The 18,104-nt window shown below is 68.4% G+C and carries 17 protein-coding genes; 9 read left to right on the top strand and 8 right to left on the bottom strand.

The genetic code is table 11. The features are described from left to right. Positions 1-434 precede the first annotated feature (434 nt). Positions 435-1,535 (top strand): metallophosphoesterase, encoded by a 1,101-nt coding sequence (locus R6V09_RS03580; protein ID WP_317879853.1) that lies wholly within the window; start codon positions 435-437, stop codon positions 1,533-1,535. A 191-nt stretch (positions 1,536-1,726) separates the two neighbouring features. After that, positions 1,727-2,587, top strand: coding sequence for a hypothetical protein (locus R6V09_RS03575; RefSeq protein WP_317879852.1), 861 nt, complete (start codon positions 1,727-1,729; stop codon positions 2,585-2,587). Positions 2,588-2,643: 56 nt separating this feature from the next. Here R6V09_RS03575 and R6V09_RS03570 read toward each other — a convergent pair whose 3' ends face one another. Then, positions 2,644-3,828 (bottom strand): hypothetical protein, encoded by a 1,185-nt coding sequence (locus tag R6V09_RS03570; RefSeq protein ID WP_317879851.1) that lies wholly within the window; start codon positions 3,826-3,828, stop codon positions 2,644-2,646. A gap of 131 nt (positions 3,829-3,959) precedes the next feature. Here R6V09_RS03570 and R6V09_RS03565 point away from each other — a divergent pair, with 131 nt between their 5' ends. Then, entirely contained in the window at positions 3,960-5,201 is a 1,242-nt protein-coding gene (locus tag R6V09_RS03565) for a serine hydrolase domain-containing protein (protein WP_317879850.1), read from the top strand. A gap of 10 nt (positions 5,202-5,211) precedes the next feature. Here R6V09_RS03565 and thiC read toward each other — a convergent pair whose 3' ends face one another. Beyond that, positions 5,212-7,050: a phosphomethylpyrimidine synthase ThiC gene (thiC, locus tag R6V09_RS03560; protein WP_317879849.1), complete on the bottom strand. Its 1,839-nt coding sequence runs from the start codon at positions 7,048-7,050 to the stop codon at positions 5,212-5,214. 253 nt (positions 7,051-7,303) lie between these two features. On the opposite strand from thiC, the gene R6V09_RS03555 reads away from it, so the two are divergent. Beyond that, on the top strand, positions 7,304-8,803 hold the full coding sequence (locus R6V09_RS03555) for a YibE/F family protein (protein WP_317879848.1): 1,500 nt from the start codon (positions 7,304-7,306) through the stop codon (positions 8,801-8,803). Positions 8,804-8,984: 181 nt separating this feature from the next. Here the strand turns inward: R6V09_RS03555 and R6V09_RS03550 are convergent, their stop codons facing one another. The 4 genes from R6V09_RS03550 to R6V09_RS03535 form a co-directional block, all read right to left on the bottom strand. Then, positions 8,985-9,422, bottom strand: coding sequence for an SsgA family sporulation/cell division regulator (locus R6V09_RS03550; RefSeq protein WP_317879847.1), 438 nt, complete (start codon positions 9,420-9,422; stop codon positions 8,985-8,987). A gap of 99 nt (positions 9,423-9,521) precedes the next feature. After that, positions 9,522-10,430 (bottom strand): IclR family transcriptional regulator, encoded by a 909-nt coding sequence (locus R6V09_RS03545; protein ID WP_442809961.1) that lies wholly within the window; start codon positions 10,428-10,430, stop codon positions 9,522-9,524. Between the two features lie 199 nt (positions 10,431-10,629). Continuing rightward, positions 10,630-10,842 (bottom strand): DUF5326 family protein, encoded by a 213-nt coding sequence (locus tag R6V09_RS03540; RefSeq protein ID WP_317879846.1) that lies wholly within the window; start codon positions 10,840-10,842, stop codon positions 10,630-10,632. Positions 10,843-11,055: 213 nt separating this feature from the next. Beyond that, complete coding sequence (locus tag R6V09_RS03535) at positions 11,056-11,373, bottom strand: cupin domain-containing protein (protein WP_200691123.1); 318 nt, start codon at positions 11,371-11,373, stop codon at positions 11,056-11,058. A 48-nt stretch (positions 11,374-11,421) separates the two neighbouring features. Here R6V09_RS03535 and R6V09_RS03530 point away from each other — a divergent pair, with 48 nt between their 5' ends. From R6V09_RS03530 to R6V09_RS03510, 5 genes are all read left to right on the top strand, one after another. Continuing rightward, positions 11,422-11,799, top strand: coding sequence for a phage holin family protein (locus tag R6V09_RS03530; protein WP_317879845.1), 378 nt, complete (start codon positions 11,422-11,424; stop codon positions 11,797-11,799). 7 nt (positions 11,800-11,806) lie between these two features. Beyond that, positions 11,807-12,298 (top strand): low molecular weight protein-tyrosine-phosphatase, encoded by a 492-nt coding sequence (locus R6V09_RS03525; protein ID WP_317879844.1) that lies wholly within the window; start codon positions 11,807-11,809, stop codon positions 12,296-12,298. After that, on the top strand, positions 12,295-13,452 hold the full coding sequence (locus R6V09_RS03520) for a cystathionine gamma-lyase (protein ID WP_317879843.1): 1,158 nt from the start codon (positions 12,295-12,297) through the stop codon (positions 13,450-13,452). The genes R6V09_RS03525 and R6V09_RS03520 overlap by 4 nt, the downstream gene beginning before the upstream one ends. Before the next feature lie 228 nt (positions 13,453-13,680). After that, positions 13,681-14,604: a LysR family transcriptional regulator gene (locus R6V09_RS03515; RefSeq protein ID WP_317879842.1), complete on the top strand. Its 924-nt coding sequence runs from the start codon at positions 13,681-13,683 to the stop codon at positions 14,602-14,604. A gap of 111 nt (positions 14,605-14,715) precedes the next feature. Next, positions 14,716-15,198 carry an NUDIX hydrolase gene (locus tag R6V09_RS03510; RefSeq protein WP_317879841.1) on the top strand — a complete coding sequence of 161 codons (483 nt, stop codon included), beginning with the start codon at positions 14,716-14,718 and terminating at the stop codon, positions 15,196-15,198. 16 nt (positions 15,199-15,214) lie between these two features. Here the strand turns inward: R6V09_RS03510 and R6V09_RS03505 are convergent, their stop codons facing one another. Together R6V09_RS03505 and R6V09_RS03500 are read right to left on the bottom strand one after the other, a co-directional pair. Further along, positions 15,215-17,014, bottom strand: coding sequence for a globin domain-containing protein (locus R6V09_RS03505; protein ID WP_442809962.1), 1,800 nt, complete (start codon positions 17,012-17,014; stop codon positions 15,215-15,217). A 284-nt stretch (positions 17,015-17,298) separates the two neighbouring features. Next, positions 17,299-17,934 carry an HAD family hydrolase gene (locus R6V09_RS03500; RefSeq protein WP_317879840.1) on the bottom strand — a complete coding sequence of 212 codons (636 nt, stop codon included), beginning with the start codon at positions 17,932-17,934 and terminating at the stop codon, positions 17,299-17,301. Positions 17,935-18,104 lie beyond the last annotated feature (170 nt).

Below are 18,104 nucleotides of genomic sequence, written 5' to 3'. Positions count from 1 at the left end.
CTGCCCGTGCTGCCGGCCCGTCCCAGCCCGCCCGGACGCCCACCCCGCACCGGAGCCGGCTGCCGACCGGCTGACGGCTCGCACCGGAGTCGGCTGCGGGCGGCCAACGGTCGCGCTGGAGTCGGTCAAGTGAAGGCCCGCAGTCGTACCGAAATCGGAAGGTGGACGATGGCAAGTGCCGGAGGCCATCCGTACCGGCGAAATCCAGCCGCCCTTCCGGCGGGAACCGATCGTCCCTCGGGTGCTGGTCGAGTGGTCGAAGCCCTGCCCAATCGGGGCGAAAGCCACGGTGAACCGGAGTCCTGCTCTGATTCACCACCCCTGGGTCATCACATGGCGCGATCCGCATTCCTATGATGGGCCCACGACACCGCGGGCCGCTGCGACCAGGCAGTCCGACGCGGTGCAGACGCGGCGTGATGGTGGAGGGGTCGATGACTCAGGGGGCCGGTCAGGGACCCGAGGTGGAGCGGGCGGCGACGTTGCGCGACTTCCGGGTACCGGCATACGTCCACGAGACCGGTCCGTACGCCGACAGCGCGCAGCCCGGCGGCACCGTACGACCTGATGAGGAGGCCTTCGACGAGGCCTTCGACGAGGCCTATCCGGAGGGCTACACGCCCACTCAGCGCGATCTGCCGGTCATCAATCGGGGTGACACGGTTCAGGTCGCCGTGGACCCGGCGTCAGTGGGCATCCCGCGGCAGACGGAGGGCCCCGGTCCGCTCTTCGTCGTAGGGGATGTGCACGGCTACCTCGACGAACTGGTGGCCGCACTGCGGGAGAAGGGCCTGATCGACGCCGCCGGCAGCTGGTGCGCGGGCACGGCCCGGCTCTGGTTCCTCGGCGACTTCACCGACCGCGGGCCCGACGGCATCGGCGTCATCGACCTGGTGATGCGCCTGTCCGCCGAGGCCGCCGCGGCCGGCGGCTACTGCAAGGCGCTCATGGGCAACCACGAGCTGCTCCTGCTCGGCGCCAAGCGGTTCGGCGACACCCCCGTCAACTCCGGCGCGGGTACCGCCACCTTCCAGGCGGCCTGGCTGCTCAACGGCGGCCAGAAGACCGACATGGACCGCCTCCAGGACGTCCACCTGCAGTGGATGTCCCGCCTGGACGCCATGGAGCAGGTCGACGGCCACCTCCTCGTCCACTCCGACACCACCGCCTACCTCGACTACGGCGACTCGATCGAGGCGGTCAACGACAACGTCCGCGAGACCCTCACGCGCAACGACGCGGACGAGGTGTGGGACGTGTTCCGCAAGTTCACCAAGCGCTTCTCCTTCCGCGACGAGGGTGGCGCCGAACATGTCCGCTCATTGCTCGACATGTACGGCGGAAGCCGGATCGTGCACGGCCACAGCCCGATTCCCTATCTCCTGGGCGACGTCGGCTCCGAGGACGGCGAGGACACCCCCACGCCCGTGGTCGAGGGACCGCACGTCTACGCCGAGGGACTCGCCATCGCGATGGACGGCGGAGTGACCATGGCCGGAAAACTGCTGGTCCAGCAACTGCCGCTGGATATCTGAGCGTTTAACGGGCAGACGTCCCCCTCGGAGGACCGGCGGACGACTGCGCTGGCCAGGGCCAATTTCTGGAAACCCCCTGTCACCGTGTGCCGTCGCCGCTCTACCATCGGCTTATCCGTAGCAGGCTCCCCTCCGTTTCTGCCCGACGGCTCGTTGGCATGCGAGCCCCAAGCCCTACGGAGCATCGGGGGATGCACATGAACAGCGTTCCGCAGCACCTGCACAGCGAGGACCGCCAGGAGTACGAGCGGATCCTCGACGAGGCGCTGCGCTCCGCCCCTACCCGCCCGGAACTGGCCGCTGTCGGTAAGCGGCTCAACCCCGAACAGCTGCGCACCATGGCGCTGAACGCCACCGCACTCATCACGGCGGCCGCGGCGACCGAGTACCAGCACTACGTGAAGGTCCGCGAGGAACTGCGCCAGCCGGCGTCGTCCACCCCGTCGTCCGTCCGCGAGACCGGCTCCGCTGAGCCGGACGGCGTGGGCGCGATGGGGCTCGCCACCACCCTGGGGGAGGCTGCCGAGGGTGCCGGTGCCGTCGCCGTCGCCGCCGTCCTCACCCCCGTCCTCGCCGGCACTGCCGCGGCGATATTCCTGCTCGTGGGCTACATCCTCAAGATGCTCACCCCCGAGCCCACGTTCGCGCAGACCATGCTCACCGCCGGCTGGGTGTTCGGCGCGATGACCGCCGCGGCGATCCTCGTCGCCGCCATCGGCCTGCTGCTCACGGCCCTGCGCAACAGGCCGACGTTCGACACCGGCCCCTACGGCGAGTCGGGCGGTGAAGTGGCCCGGGCCAGGGAAGCCTGGCACGACGCCCTTCTGGAACGCGGCATCCTGCCGTTCCTCCAGGAGGCGCTCGCGGCTCCGGGCACGACGGCACGACGCCGTACGACGCCCCCGGCACCGAGTCGCATGCCGCACCTCGGCTACGACCGCCCGGGCTTCTCCAGCCCCGACGACGGCCCGGAACCGGGTCACCGCCCGAGCTTCAGCAGCCCGGACTTCAGCAGCCCGGACTTCGGGGGGCCCGAGCACGCGCCGGAGTAGCCCCTCGGCTTGCGCCCCCACCCAGGGGAGCGCAAGCCGAATTCCTACTGTCGAATTCACTGCATTCGGCGAATTATCTGCGCCGCAGCCCTTTCCACCGGGGTGCGGCTGTGGACGTGTACCAGTGCGAGATGGAAGAGCGCCGGTGCGACAGGTGCCCACCGGTGAATGCGATCGGCGCGCAGCATGTATTTGATCACCGCCGAAGGGCGGAAGGGAACGAAATCGATGGTCTGGTGTTCCCATCTGTCCGCCACCCCTCTGCTCATACGCACCTGGAGATCGGCGCAACTCACGTCCTTGAGCCGGGCGTAGAAGTGAGCACTCCATTGTCGCTTCTCGATGTCCAGCACGAAGGCGAGCATTTCGAGTGCGTACTCGTGCGGTTCTATGGCCAGTTCCTCCCGCATGCCGCGCCGCGCGACCGCGTACAGATCCGGGGCGCTCCTGCCGGACGAGTCGATGTGCCGTGACATGCCCTCGTTGACGGACGAGTTCCACACACCTGGGGCCATGCGGACCCGGTCACTGCGCTGGCTGACGACCAGCATGTCGTCGGCCGTCACCACCGCGATATTCACGGCGAAACTGCATTGCAGAAAAGCAGGTGCCGACAGCGGGTCCTCGGGATCGAGATAGCGCGAACGAGGGGTGGTCCCGTCGGACAGCCGACGGTCCAACTGCTGGGTCGCGAGAAAAGTGTAATAGTCCGTCGGACGTAAACGCAGGTGGATTTCCGGCTGTTCTTCGAGCGCGGTCCGGGAGATACCGACCGTCTCGACCGCGTATCGAGGTCCGTTCCACAACGGTGTTCGGCCCTCTGCCTGCAGGCGCGCGCTTTCTTCCTCGATCTCGGCCCGCCATTCGACCATGTCCGGGGGCAGCTCGATTTCCTGGTCCAATACCTGGATGTAGACCGCTTGCGCCGGTATGGATGCCTCCCCGTCGCCTTCGACGATCAGGGCGGAGGTATGAAGCGGACCGAGGGAGAACGTTCTCCACGCCGGGCTGGACTCCTCCCGCCGGCGCAGACCGCGGACCGCGCTCTTCGAGCGGGCGCGCAGCCTGTACCAGCTGTTCTGTATCGGATCCTGGAACAGCACCGCGACCAGCATGCCCAGCACGGCGCCGACAACCCCGTTGGCCAGATCGATCCCACCCATGTCAGGCAGGGTAGAGACCTTGATCGCGGCACGCGTGATCTTGTCTCTTCCGTTACGACGTCCGACGGGGTTCGCCACGATGTGCTCGTACGGGGGCTACCTCGACCTCTCATTCGGAGGCCAGTCCCATCCTCCGCAGCGCCCTCATCCGGTTGGCTGGTGATCGTCACCGATCAGGACCAGGCACAACGGGGGATTCGGACAGGCAGATGCCGTCGTCGAGGAAGACCTGCGCCACCGTGCTGGCAGCAGCGTTGCTCGCACTGGCCTCACCCGTGGCCGCGACCGCCACCACCGGACACCCGGCCCCGAACCACCCCTCCCACGTGTACGACGAGGCCATGCTGCAGCGCGACCTGGCAGCCGTCCGGAAAGCCGGGGGCGACGATGTGAACGTGCTGGCCAGGGTCGACGGACCGAACGGCGCGCCACTCATGGCCCGCATCGGCACCCGCACGGCCGACTCCACGGCCCCGATCCCCTGGAACGCCCACTTCCGCGTGGCGAGCACGACGAAGACGTTCGTGGCGACCGTCGTCCTCCAACTCGTGGCGGAGAAGCGGCTGTCGCTCGACGACACCGTGGAGCACTGGCTGCCGGGAGTCGTCACGGGCAGCGGCAACGACGGCACCCGCATCACCGTCCGCGACCTGCTCCGCCAGACCAGCGGCCTCTACGACTACATCGACGACCCGGAGATCCAGGACCGCCTGATCAACCACTTCGACGAGAACCGCTATGACACCACCCCGGCGGCCGACCTGGTCGCGGTCGCGATGAAGCACCACCCGCTCTTCGTGCCGCAGCCGGGCGGGGCCACCCGATGGGCGTACTCCAACACCAACTACCTGCTGGCCGGGATGATCGCCGAGAAGGCCGGCGGGGCGAGCTGGCAGGACCTGGTCGCCCACCGGATCATCGCGAAGCTCGGACTGCGCAACACCTCCGTCCCCGGGCTCGACCCGTTCCTTCCCGACCCGCACGTGAACGCGTACCTGACGACCGCCGACGGCAAGCGTCTCGACGTCACCGATCACAGCTTTCAGCACACCGCGGACTCCGGCGTGGTGAGCACCACCGCCGACCTGAACACCTTCTTCCGGGCCCTGGCCGGCGGCAGACTGCTCCCCGCCGCACAGTGGCGCGAGATGCGGCAGACCGTCGTGCGGACCGACGACCCGGAGGACGTGGCCGAGATGCCCGAGGGCACCTACGGCCTCGGCCTGCGCAAGATCCCGCTCTCCTGCGGCGGTTTCTACTACACCCACGAGGGCGACGGAGCAGGCGTCAACACCCGCCCCGCGGTGAGCGCCGACGGCAGGCGCGCGGTGACCGTCTCCATCACGACCACCACCGCACCCCCGGACCTCACCGCCCTCAACCGCGCAACCGGCACCCTCGTCGACCACGCCCTGTGCGACAAGCCGACCAAGGGCCAACCGAGGAACTAACCGGTCGCCGTCAGTCGGCGATCGGCAGGTACACCCGGTTCCCCGCCGCCGCGAACTCCTTCGACTTCCGCGCCATGCCCTCTTCGACCTCCGCCTTGGTACCGCCGTGTTCGCGGCGGATGTCCTGGGAGATCTTCATCGAGCAGAACTTCGGCCCGCACATCGAGCAGAAGTGCGCCGTCTTGGCCGGCTCGGCCGGCAGTGTCTCGTCGTGGAACTCCCGTGCCGTGTCCGGGTCGAGGGCCAGGTTGAACTGGTCCTCCCAGCGGAACTCGAAGCGGGCGTCGGACAGCGCGTCATCCCACTCCTGTGCACCTGGGTGCCCCTTGGCGAGGTCGGCTGCGTGGGCGGCGATCTTGTAGGTGATGACGCCGGTCTTGACGTCGTCACGGTTGGGCAGGCCCAAGTGCTCCTTGGGCGTGACATAGCAGAGCATGGCCGTGCCCCACCAGGCGATCATCGCGGCACCGATGCCGGAGGTGATGTGGTCGTACGCCGGCGCGACGTCCGTCGTCAACGGGCCGAGCGTATAGAACGGAGCTTCATCACAGATCTCCTGCTGAAGGTCGATGTTCTCCTTGATCTTGTGCATCGGGACATGTCCCGGGCCCTCGATCATGGTCTGTACGTTGAAACGCTTCGCGATCGTGTTGAGTTCCCCGAGCGTGCGCAACTCCGCGAACTGCGCCTCGTCGTTGGCGTCCGCGATCGACCCCGGCCGCAGACCGTCGCCCAGCGAGTACGTGACGTCGTAGGCGGCGAGGATCTCGCACAGCTCCTCGAAGTTCTCGTAGAGGAACGATTCCTTGTGGTGGGCCAGGCACCAGGCCGCCATGATCGAGCCGCCGCGCGAGACGATGCCCGTCTTGCGGTTCGCCGTCAGCGGTACGAACGGCAGCCGCACGCCCGCGTGGACCGTCATGTAGTCCACGCCCTGTTCGGCCTGTTCGACGACCGTGTCCTTGTAGATCTCCCAGGTCAGCTCCTCGGCACGGCCGTCGACCTTTTCGAGCGCCTGGTAGAGCGGCACCGTGCCGATGGGGACGGGGGAGTTGCGCAGCACCCACTCACGGGTGGTGTGGATGTTGCGTCCGGTGGACAGGTCCATGACCGTGTCGGCACCCCAGCGGGTCGCCCAGGTCATCTTCTCGACCTCCTCCTCGATGGAGGAAGTGACCGCGGAATTACCGATGTTGGCGTTGACCTTCACCAGGAACCGCTTGCCGATGATCATCGGCTCGATCTCGGGGTGGTTGACGTTGGCCGGCAGCACCGCACGCCCCGCCGCGATCTCCTCCCTGACCACCTCGGGCGAAACCTTCTCCCGTACGGCCACGAACTCCATCTCTGGCGTGATCTCGCCCCGTCGCGCGTAGGCGAGTTGAGTCACCGCCGTACCCGCACGCCCTCGGCGCGGCTGCCGCGGGCGGCCCGGGAACACCGCGTCGAGGTTGCGCAGGCCACCGCGCGGTGACGTGTGCTTGATTCCGTCGTCCTCGGGGCGGACGGGACGGCCCGCGTACTCCTCGGTGTCGCCCCGGGCGATGATCCAGTTCTCCCGCAGCGGCGCCAGCCCCCTGCGGACGTCGGTGTCGACGAGCGGATCGGTGTACGGGCCGGAGGTGTCGTACAGCGTCACGGACTGCCCGTTGGTGAGGTGAACCTGACGGACCGGCACCCGCAGATCGGGGCGCGAGCCCTCGACATACCCCTTGTGCCAGCCGATGGACTTCCCGGCCTCCGTGGACTTCCCGGCCTCCACGGGCTGCTCGGCCCGCGTGAACTCCTCGCCCGGAATGGGCTGTTCGTCCTGGCTGAAGGCAGGCGTGCGTGCGTCCTTGTTGGTCATGAGACCTACTCCCTACGCCGGCATTACCCGGTAACAGGTTCGGCGGTCGACGCAGCGGCTTCCGTCAGCCGATGTTTCATGTGAAACATCACTCGATACAGGTGACGTTTCCCGTGAAACATCGCAGAGACGAAGGTCAGCGCCCTCTCAGCCCGGTGCTCCGAGCTCCCGCGTGTGCAAAGGTGCCTCCACGCTAGCGTCATATGTGGCGCGGTGAACAGTGGGCCTCCGGCGTTCTTGCGATGATCGGGCGGTGACCACGACGCACCAGCCCCCGTACCCGCCGACCGGGCCGCCCCATGGCCACGACCATGGATCGGGCGAGGGCCACGGACCCGGTTCGGGCTCGGGTTCCGGCGACGACCACGGCTCCGGTGGGGACGGCGGGCACGATTCCGGTGCGGGTGGTGGGCACGGTCACTCGCACAGTCACGGTCCGGCCGCCCCCGTCTCCCGTCACCTGCGGAAGGTGATCGCGGCGATCCTGATCCCGTTCACAGTGGCGGTCGTGGTCGGGATGGTGGTGCTGTGGCCCGGCGGCGCTCCGTCGCACAAGCGCACCGGGGTCGGCTTCGACCGGCAGACACAGCAGGCGACAGTCACCAAGGTCATCAGCGTGAGCTGCGCCTCGGTGAACGCCTCGGGCGGAGGCTCGACCGGGGACACCTCCACCGCCGAGGGCTCCTCGGCGGCGCAGGAGGCCGGCGGCACCTGCAAGAAGGCCACGGTCACGGTCGGCACCGGCAAGGACAAGGGCCGTACGTTCACGGAGATCGTGCAGCCGGACCAGTCACGGCAGTTGCACCAGGGCGAGAAGGTCGTGGTCGCCTACGAGCCCTCCGCGCCCAGGGATCTGCAGTACTCGGTCACCGACGTGAACCGTAAGTTCCCGATGACGCTGCTCGCCGGCATCTTCGCGCTGGCCGTCGTGGTGGTGGGCCGGCTGCGCGGCGTCATGGCACTGATCGCGCTGGCCATCAGCTTCATGATCCTCAACTTCTTCATCCTGCCCGCGATCCTGCACGGCTCGAACCCGCTGATCGTGGCGGTGGTCGGATCGAGCGCCATCATGCTGATCGCCCTCTACATGTGCCACGGTCTGTCGGCCCGTACGTCCGTGGCAGTGCTCGGCACTCTGATGTCGCTGGTGCTGATCGGCGTCCTGGGTTCGGTGTTCATCGGCTGGGCCGCGCTGACCGGCAACACGGACGACAACACGGGCCTGATCCACGGGCTGTACCCGTCGATCGACATGAGCGGTCTGCTGCTCGCCGGCGTCATCATCGGTTCGCTCGGTGTGCTCGACGATGTGACGGTCACACAGACATCGGCGGTCTGGGAGCTGCACGAGGCCAACCCGTCGATGGGTTGGCGCGGGCTGTACCGCGCCGGAATCCGGATCGGCCGCGACCACATCGCGTCCGTCGTCAACACGCTCGTCCTCGCCTACGCGGGCGCCGCCCTGCCGTTGCTGCTGCTCTTCTCCATCGCGCAGAGCAGCGTGGGGTCGGTCGCCAACAGCGAGTTGGTCGCCGAGGAGATCGTGCGCACGCTGGTGGGCTCGATCGGCCTGGTCGCTTCGGTACCGGTCACCACGGCGCTGGCGGCCCTGGTGGTCTCGGCGGACCGCCCCAGCACCGACCCGGCTCCGGCGATGGCTGCGGCGGCCACGGCGGGTGCCAAGCCCGCAGCGGCGCCCGGTGCCAAGCCTGCGCCGGCGCGCGGCGGCAAGGGCCGACGCCGCAAGCACTGAGGACTCCGAGAACCGCCGCACAAGGCCGCGCAGAAGCGTTACTGCGACCCAGGGCTCCTTCCGGGCCGCTCCCCGACCCTCTCGGCCCCGCAGACCTTTCAGGGCTCCACAGGTGCCTCCAGGGGCTTCAGGACCCTTGGTGAAGCGTTACGCCAACTCCCCCCGCCGCCATGACAACGCCTCAGCCGGCGCTCTGCTCCTCGGCCAGGATGCGGTCCAGTGCCTCGTCGAGGTGGGCGTCGAAATCCGCGAGCGCACCCTCCTGACCGAGCGGAACCAGCCGGTCGGTACGGTCGAGGAACGCCACCAGCGGAGCCGCGCCGGTGCGGAACAGCGCCTGGTCGCTGCCCACCTGAAGCCTGATCAGCACTCCGCCCAGCGTCTCGGGATCGACGGGCTCGATCCGGACATCACCGTCCCCGGACGCCCGGCCCACCCCGTCGATCAGCAGCTCCCGGCCGAAAGCCCAGGTCACCGGGGCATCCCCCGGCAAGTGGAAGGTCAGCCGTACGGCGTACGGATCGCACGTCTCGTAGCCCAGTTCGACCGGGATACGGAAGGAGAGCTCCTCGGAGACGAGGAAGCTCATCATGACCTCTGCCTGTACGGACTCGCGCATCGCCTATCCCGTCAATTGCCGCCGACTGGCTGGGAATGATCCCCGTGACACTGAAGGAATATTGCTGAACGTACACAACAGATCACAAGGAGTAAGTTTTCAGATACTGATAGAGAGCGCGAGCGACCCCAGCAGCCTGCCGGCCTCGGTCTGCAACTGCCGGGCAGCGGCCAGCAGACGGTCGGACTGATGCGAGGGGAGAGAAATGGCGATCGTGGCGGCAGTACTGCCGAACGTGATCGGAATCGCCGCGCAGACCGTGCCCAGCGCGTACTCCTGACGCTCCACCACCAGTTCCATCCGCCGCATCCGGTCCAGGCGCCGCAGCAGGGAGTGACCGTCCCGAACGGTGTACGGCGTGAGGGACCTCGCCGGGTAGCGGTCGAGGTGGTCGCGCCGGGCGTCCTCGTCCAACTGGGCCAGCAGACACTGGCCGATCGCGTGCGCGTGCCCCGTCTCACGGAAGTCGGCCCACTCCTCGACCGCCGGGTTGCCCGGGGTGTCGGCGACGCACATGACCTCGATCTCACCGTCGCGGTACATCGCGTAGTAGACCGGAACACCGATCGAATCCCGCCAGGCCGCCAGCGCGTCCACGAGCGTACTGCGACGTTTCTCCTGCGCTCCGCTGCTGCTCAGCCTCTCGGCCGCTTCGCCGAGGAAGAACAGCCCCTTGTCACGGCGGAGATAGCCCTCGTACACAAGGGTGCGCAGCAGGTGGTACGCCGTGGGCAGCGCGAGGCCGGTCTCGCGGGCCAACTGCTTTGCGGGGGCTCCGTGTTCGTGCGCGGCAACGGACTCCAGCAGCCGCATCGCCCGCTGGACGGAGCCGATGAGGGTGGCCGCGGGCTGGGGCTGCTGCTCGGGGGCTGTCGCGGAGCGCTGCCGCGGCGGGGCCGCCACGGGGCGCAGCTGTGCGGGGATCGCCACTGAGCTCGGCCATGTCGGCGGTACGAGCTGGGTGGGAGGTGCGTGCGGTTCTACGGATGCGGTGTCAACCGTGGCCAAGGGTCACTTCCGGAGCGCGAGGGGGCAGCCCGTGCGGGGAACACGGGGAGGGGGGTGCGCCGCCCGCGGGGTTCGTCCCCGCGTCGAATTCCGGACTGTAACCGCCCACCACCGCCCGCAGACGGCCCGTCCGGGAAACTTCCCTCGCCCGAGGGAACCGGTGATTCCTGTTACCGATCACCGGTTTCCCAGCAGGGCCTCACCAGTCGCTGCGTGAGGAGGAACCCGCCGTGAACTTCCGCACGACGTAGATCACTCCGCCGACCAGCGCCACGAAGACCAGCACCTTGAAGAGCAGGCTGACAATGATGCTCACGACGGTCGCTATCAGCCCGCCGAACACGACCAGGGCGATGACCGGCACCGCGACCCACTTCACCCACCACGGCAGTCCGCCGAAGATCTCTCGCATCGCCCTCGTCCTTTACCTCTCCGCCCGTCGCTCGTACCGGGTTCTGTCGGTGTCCGGTACTGCTGTACCGGATCTCTGATGTCCTGCACTCGATGCTAGGGCGACCGAAGGCAGAACGGGGGCCCCGCATCCCTTGTCCTCCCCTGACCGTTCCCCTAGGGAACCCTGAGACACGGGTCAGGCTTCGGGTGGAGAGCCGGGCTTGCGGAGGGTTCAGGCCTCCGGCGGCGAGAACACCACCAGCACCCGCAGGTCCTCGCTGATGTGGTGGAACTTGTGGGCCACCCCGGCCGGCACATAGACCACACTGCCCCGCGCCACCTGCGTGGTCTCCATGCCGACGGTGATCGCGGCGCGCCCGCTCACGACGAAGTACACCTCGTCCTGGTTGTGCGGCTGCTGGCGGTCGTGCTCGCCCGCGTCGAGCGCGTAGAGGCCGACCGACATGTTCTTCTCACGCAGGAACTGCAGGTATGCGCCGTCGTTGGCGGCACGCTCCGCCTCCAGTTCATCCAACCGGAATGCCTTCATCGCCCTCGTCCACGCTCGGAGTCGATCTCTTCTGTCACGATCAGACACATGAAGAATTTTCTAGTCAAGACGATCGCCAACGCGGGCGCCCTGGCGGTCGCCGTATGGCTGCTCGACAAGATCACCCTGACCGGTGACAGCACCTTCAAGAAGGTCTGGACCCTGATCCTCGTCGCCGTGGTCTTCGGCCTGGTGAACTTCCTCGTGAAGCCGATCGTCAAGGTGCTGACCTTCCCGCTGTTCATCCTGACGCTCGGTCTGATCACCCTGGTGGTCAACGCGCTGATGCTGATGCTGACCTCGTGGCTGGCCGACAAGTTCGACCTGAGTTTCCACGTGGACGGCTTCTGGACCGCCGTCCTGGGCGGCCTGATCATCTCGGTCGTCTCCTGGGCGCTCAACCTCGCCCTCCCCGACGGGGACTGAGCGCGCGATGACCTACCGCGTCAGCTTCGTCTGCACCGGCAACATCTGCCGCTCCCCGATCGCCGAATCGGTCTTCCGCGCGCGGGTGGAGGAGGCCGGGCTCGGCGATCGGGTCGAGGTCGAGAGCGCGGGCACCGGCGGCTGGCACGAGGGCGACGGCGCGGACCCGCGCGCCGTCGCCGTCCTGGAGGAGCACGGCTACGGGACCGATCATGTCGCACGCCAGTTCCAGGCCTCCCGGTTCGCCCGCCTGGACCTCGTCATCGCCCTCGACTCCGGCCACCGCAAGACCCTGCGCCACCTCGCCCCGACCGAGCAGGACGCCCAGAAGGTCCACCTGCTCCGCTCCTACGACCCTGCCGCCGGCGACGACCGAGATGTACCGGACCCGTACTACGGGGGTCTGGACGGCTTCGAGGAGTGTCTTGAGATGGTGGAGGCGGCGAGCGAGGGCCTGCTCGCCGCGGTACGCGAGGAAGTGGAAGGACGAGCGATATGAGTGATTCCGCCGCAGACGGGGGCGTCCGACGCGGCGCCGGGGACGGCACGCGCGCGGTGCGGGCCGGTCTGCCCGAGCCGGTCAGGCACGAACCGACCCTGCCCGGACCGGTGTTCGCCGCGCACTTCCATCTCCCGGGCGAGGTGACGGGCCCGTACAGCTACGGCCGTGACCACAACCCGACCTGGACCCACCTGGAGCGCGCCATCGGCGAGCTGGAGGCACCCGGGCGGGACGGCGTCGAGACGCTCGTGTTCGCCTCCGGCATGGCCGCCATCTCGTCGGTGCTCTTCTCCCAGCTGCGCGCCGGCGACACGGTCGTACTGCCGAACGACGGCTACCAGGTACTGCCCCTGGTGCGCGCCCAATTGGAGGCGTACGGCATCGTGGTGCGCACCGGGCCGACCGGCGGGGACGCCCAGCTCGACCTTCTCGACGGCGCGAAACTGCTGTGGATCGAGACCCCCTCGAATCCCGGACTCGACGTGTGCGACATCCGTCGGCTCGTCGAGGCGGCACACGCGCGTGGCGCCCTCGTGGCCGTCGACAACACCCTCGCCACGCCTCTGGGACAGCGCCCGCTGGAACTCGGCGCCGACTTCACCGTGGCGAGCGGCACCAAGCAGCTCAGCGGGCACGGGGACCTCCTTCTCGGATACGTCGCCGGAACCGACGCCTCCGCGATGACCGCCGTACGCCGTTGGCGCAAGATCGTCGGCGCGATCCCCGGGCCCATGGAGGCCTGGCTCGCGCACCGCTCGATCGCCACGCTCCAGCTGCGCGTGGACCGGCAGGACGCCACCGCGCTGATCCTCGCCGAGGCCCTGCGGGGGCGGGACGAGGTGACGGAGCTGCGTTATCCGGGACTGCCCGACGATCCCTCCCACAAGATCGCCTCACGGCAGATGCAGCGCTACGGGTGTGTGGTTTCGTTCACGTTGCCCACGCGCGCGCGTGCCGAGCGTTTTCTCGACGCGCTGCGGCTCGTGGACGACGCGACGAGTTTCGGCGGCGTGCGGTCCACCGCCGAGCGCCGGGGACGCTGGGGAGGGGACGCGGTACCGGAGGGCTTCGTTCGCTTCTCGGTGGGTGTCGAGGACCCCGAAGACCTGGTGGCCGATGTGCTGCGTGCGCTGGACGAGTCGGCGCGGTGACCGCTTTACGTACCACCGGTCGGTGTCCGGCTACGCACAACGGACGGTCCGAGCCTCCCCCCTCGTGGCTCGGACCGCCCTCGGTTCTGCGCGCGAAGAACCGCGCGCACAAGGCTAGTTGACTCTGTGTCAGTGTCCAATCACAGTAGCGACAGAGACCTATCGACTTATTTATAGTTGGGCCCTGCCCGGGGCCGGAAGAAGGGCGGGGAAAGGAGAGTGTGTGCCATGGATCTGGCCTTGTTGCGCACCTTCGTGACCGTGCACCGGGCCGGCTCCTTCACCCGCGCCGCAGCCCTGCTCGGTCTCTCCCAGCCCGCGGTGACGTCCCAGATCCGCACCCTGGAACGGCAGTTGGGCCGCCCCTTGTTCCTGCGCCAGGCCCGTGGAGTCACCCCCACGACCATGGGCGACGAACTCGCGCACAAGGCCGCGCCGCATCTCGACGCCCTCGTGGAGATAGCCGAGACCGGTCCCGACAACGACTCGTCCTTGCGCACGCTGCATCTCGCCGGGCCCCCCGAGTTCACCGCCGAGCGGGCGCTGCCCGCGCTCACAGAGCTGACCGGCGACGACGGCCAGTCCTTCGCACTGCGCGCGTCCTTCGGGAACGCCGAGGAAACCCTGGAGGGACTGGCCGCGGGACATCACGATCTGGCCATCAGCACGGCCCGTCCGCGAGGTGCTCTGCTCACGGCGACAACGCTCTGCGACGAGGAGCATGTCCTCGTCGCCGCTCCGCACCAGGCCGAGCAGATCCGCTCCGGCTCCGGCGTCGGCTCCGCGGAGCTCGATCGCATGGACGCGCCTGCCCTGGACGACCTTCCCGTGGTCGAGGTCCACGAGTCGCTGCCCTTCGTCTCCCGGTACTGGGCGTCCGTCTTCGACTCCCGCCCGGCCGCCTCGGGCTCCGTCATCGTGCCGGACCTGCGTGCGGTGCTCGCCTGCGCGACCGCGGGCGCCGGACTCGCGGTGCTGCCCCGCTATCTGTGTGCCGCCGCGCTGGAGCGCGGTGACGTCGTCCCGCTCCACGAACCGGCGGTACCACCACTGCGGACGTATTTCCTGGTCGTGCGGACCGGAACTCTCGCGATGCCGCACATCGCCCGGGCCCACGAGTGGCTGCACCGCGCGGCCACCGGATGGAGCTGACCAGGCACTTTGCCGTCGCTCCACATCGACGCCGCCAAATGTCACGCTCTGAACCGTCAAGGTGACGTTTCGCGATGTTTCACGTGGAACCAGCCGGGCCACATTTCTCCCATGACCGTCCGACCCGTGGTCAAGCGCACCGCACGTGCCGTTCTCCTCGACGGCGACGACCTGATCCTGATCAAGCGCACCAAGCCCGGTGTGGATCCCTACTGGGTCACGCCCGGTGGCGGGGTCGAGCCCGAGGACACAACCGTCGTCGATGCTCTGCACCGCGAGGTGCACGAGGAGCTCGGCGCCAAGATCACTGACGTGGTTCCCTGCTTCGTGGACACCGTCGAGCACATCGGCGCGGATGCCACGGCGACCGGCGTGAAGGTCCAGCACTTCTTCGTCTGCCACCTGGAGTCCATGGACCCGGCGCTGCGCCACGGCCCCGAAGTGGACGATCCCCTCGGCGAGTACGAGATCGTCAGAGTCCCGTTCACCCGGGTCGGCATCGCGTCCGTCCACCTCGTGCCCCTGTCCCTGCGGCACTATCTGGACGGCAACATCGAAGGGGTCCGCGCGATGCACGCTCACGACCTCGGCTGACCTCTCCGGCGCCGGATCAGTCCCCGGCGGCCACCAGTTCCTCGACCGAGTCGTGCCGTATGCGCTCCGCCGGGATGCCGACGTCCTTCAGAGCATCGACACCGCTGCGGATCATTCCGGGCGGGCCCGAGACATAGGCGTCGAACCCACCCCACGGCCCGTACGTCCGTATCGCGTCCGGGAGTTGGAGACGCGCCTCCTGGTCGACGACCGTCCGGACCGTGAGCCACGGATACGACTGCTGGAGCCGGAGCATCGTGTCGATGTCATAGAGGTCGTGGTCGGTACGGGCCCCGTAGAACACCTCCACCGGCCGCCGCTCGCCGTGCTCGGCGACATCCTCGACCAGTGCCCTGATCGGCGCTATGCCGGTGCCACCGCCCAGGCAGAGCAGTCCGCTGTCGGTGGTGTGGTCCACGGTCATCGAGCCGGCCGGCGGACCGAGCCGGATGATGTCGCCGGGCCGGGCCCGGTGCACCAGCGCGTTCGAGACCCAGCCCGCCGGGACGGCCTTCACGTGGAAGGTCAGCAGCCCGTCCGAGCGGGGCGCGGAGGCGAAGGAGTAGTGCCGCCAGATCCGCGGCCACCAGGGCGTCTCCAGGCTCGTGTACTGCCCGGCGAGGAAGGGGTAGGGCTGGTCGGGGCGGACGGTGACGACCGCGATGTCACGGGTCCTGAGATCGTGGGTGACGACCTCCGCGTGCCACCAGGCAGGGGCGCGCAGTTCGTCCGCGGCTGCCGCGTCGATCATGACCTGCGAGATCGTCGTGTACGTCCGGACCCAGGCCGCCTCCGTCTCGGCGTCCCAGACGCCGGTGGCGTACTTGTTCAGCGCACCGATGAGGCATTCGCCCACGGCCGGGTAGTGCTCGGGCCGGGTGCCGTACTTGCGGTGCCCACGGCCGAGGTTCTGCAGATACGCGACGAGGACCTCGGTGTTGTCGATGTGCTCGGCCGCGGTGAGCAGCGCCTTGAGCAACCGGTCTCGTTGGGTGTTCATCGCCGCCGGGAACAACGACCGCAGCTCGGGATGGCGTACGAAGAGCAGCGCATAGAAGTACGAGGTGACCTTGTCGGCCACCGGAGCGACTTCGGCCATGGTCCGGCGGATGAGTACGGCGTCCGGGGAGGCGTTCTCGGTGACAGTGCCGGAAGACCGCTGGGCGGGCACCCGCACGACGGCCGAATCCGTCGCGGCGACGAACGGCACGGGTGCGGCCGACGACTGCGCGGGAGGCAGGGCCTGAGCGGACGTGGCGGGTGCCGGGGGCGCAAGAGACGGCGCCTGGGCAGACATGGCCGGTGCCGGGGGTGTGGAGGGTGTGGCCTGGGCAGGCATCGCCGGTGCCGAGGGTGTGGGAGGCGGGCCTTGAGCGGAGGCAAAGCGCTGCGGAGGTGTCGAAGGCGGGCCTTGAGCGGGAACAAAAGGCTGCGGAGGTGCGGGAGACAGAGGCTGGGCCGGGGTGAAGGGCTGTGGGGCGGTCGCGGTCGGCGGTATTCGCTCCTGGCCGGGCGGGACGCCCTGCTGCGCACCGTGGCCGTCCGGCTCCGGCGTGGCGCCGCCAGAGCTCGGAGCGGACCGCTCCGAACTCGCTGCGGGCGGACGCTCGTTGGCACCCGACGCGGACCTGCGGACCGGTCGCATCACGGCCGGACGCCGTCCCCCGGTCGTCTCCCGCTCTTCACCCGGAGGCACCTCCGGGTGCTTGCGTGGCGTGAACCAGCCGCCTCCGCCTCCGCCGCTTCCGCCGCCGGACGTGCCGTTGTCGGCCGACGTGGTGGTCGGAGCGTCCATGGTGTGCCTCGCCTCGAACATCTTTCGGTCGGTCGGCATGCTTCCCCCATCGGAAGCTGCCTGCTTTCCGCGCGGACTGCTTGCTTTTCCCCGTTCGCTCAAGCGGCCGATACAGCCATATCCAACCCACATTCCCACTGCGTACGGACAAGTAAGGCGAGAGTGTGATATTGCCCGCAGTACTCTCCTGCGGCACCCTGCTGCGGCCAAGAACCGGAGTCGACCATACCGGCCCGCGATGCGCGCACAAGTGCGGCCTTGCTCCCCCACGAACAGGGGGAGGTACGAAACATCGATTCCCTCAACTACCGGGCGCCGCGCACCAATTCGTAGGCATCCCACAGATCCCGCCCCGCATAGGAGTGGGTGGCAAGACCGGCCAGATGTCGATCAGCGTTCACCGCGACCGAGACGGGCACGGCGCCGAACAGATCCTTGTCCGACATCGAGTCGCCATAGGCGACACAGTCCGCCCTCGTCACCCCGAACTCCTCACACAGCCGATCCGCGATCACCACCTTGGCGGCGGCACTGAGGACTCCGGCCAGGTCCATCGAAGGCTCGGTGAAGGGCACGGCGGGGAAAAGCGATCCGTGTGCCGCGTGCGCGCCCCAGCCCGTGAGCCGCTCCACAAAGAAGGACGGCGAGAGCGATACGACGGCGCAGTATTCACCGGCGCTCCTGATCTCGGCCCAGACCTCACGGATCCGCGCCAACCAAGGGGCCCCTTCAAAGGCAGCCGCCACATGCGCCTCAGTGAGATCCGCCCATAGCGCGTACACACGGGTCGCATACTCCGGCGGACCGATCAGCCCGGCCGAGATCTCCTGTTCAAGCTCCACCGTCTCGGTTTCCAGGCCGAGTTGACGTGAGATCTCCAGGGGCGCGCTGGTCCCGTGCAGCAAAGTACCGTCGAGGTCGAAGAGATGAAGTCTCGCCATGGGCCACGAGGTTAGTGGGCGGGACTGTGGCACCATCCGCGAGCCTGCCGGATGCTCGCCGTTCGCCGGTGTTTCACGTGAAACATCCGGCTTCGGCCGAGGTGTCGTGCAGTCGGCCATGACATGGCCAAAAGCAAGTACGTCTCCCCGGAAACGGGTGGACGCCGACA

The organism is Streptomyces sp. W16 (genome assembly GCF_033194735.1).
Lineage (GTDB): Bacteria > Actinomycetota > Actinomycetes > Streptomycetales > Streptomycetaceae > Streptomyces.
This window is presented reverse-complemented; position numbering and strand designations above follow the sequence as displayed.

Excerpts from the sequence above, each read along its gene's own strand:
- R6V09_RS03520 (WP_317879843.1), top strand. The coding sequence starts at position 12,295 with ATGAGTGATTCCGCCGCAGACGGGGGCGTCCGACGCGGCGCCGGGGAC.
- thiC (WP_317879849.1), bottom strand. The coding sequence starts at position 7,050 with ATGACCAACAAGGACGCACGCACGCCTGCCTTCAGCCAGGACGAACAG.
- R6V09_RS03510 (WP_317879841.1), top strand. The coding sequence starts at position 14,716 with ATGACCGTCCGACCCGTGGTCAAGCGCACCGCACGTGCCGTTCTCCTC.
- R6V09_RS03550 (WP_317879847.1), bottom strand. The coding sequence starts at position 9,422 with ATGCGCGAGTCCGTACAGGCAGAGGTCATGATGAGCTTCCTCGTCTCC.
- R6V09_RS03525 (WP_317879844.1), top strand. The coding sequence starts at position 11,807 with ATGACCTACCGCGTCAGCTTCGTCTGCACCGGCAACATCTGCCGCTCC.
- R6V09_RS03515 (WP_317879842.1), top strand. The coding sequence starts at position 13,681 with ATGGATCTGGCCTTGTTGCGCACCTTCGTGACCGTGCACCGGGCCGGC.
- R6V09_RS03565 (WP_317879850.1), top strand. The coding sequence starts at position 3,960 with ATGCCGTCGTCGAGGAAGACCTGCGCCACCGTGCTGGCAGCAGCGTTG.
- R6V09_RS03580 (WP_317879853.1), top strand. The coding sequence starts at position 435 with ATGACTCAGGGGGCCGGTCAGGGACCCGAGGTGGAGCGGGCGGCGACG.
- R6V09_RS03535 (WP_200691123.1), bottom strand. The coding sequence starts at position 11,373 with ATGAAGGCATTCCGGTTGGATGAACTGGAGGCGGAGCGTGCCGCCAAC.
- R6V09_RS03575 (WP_317879852.1), top strand. The coding sequence starts at position 1,727 with ATGCACATGAACAGCGTTCCGCAGCACCTGCACAGCGAGGACCGCCAG.
- R6V09_RS03540 (WP_317879846.1), bottom strand. The coding sequence starts at position 10,842 with ATGCGAGAGATCTTCGGCGGACTGCCGTGGTGGGTGAAGTGGGTCGCG.
- R6V09_RS03500 (WP_317879840.1), bottom strand. The coding sequence starts at position 17,934 with ATGGCGAGACTTCATCTCTTCGACCTCGACGGTACTTTGCTGCACGGG.
- R6V09_RS03530 (WP_317879845.1), top strand. The coding sequence starts at position 11,422 with ATGAAGAATTTTCTAGTCAAGACGATCGCCAACGCGGGCGCCCTGGCG.
- R6V09_RS03505 (WP_442809962.1), bottom strand. The coding sequence starts at position 17,014 with ATGTTCGAGGCGAGGCACACCATGGACGCTCCGACCACCACGTCGGCC.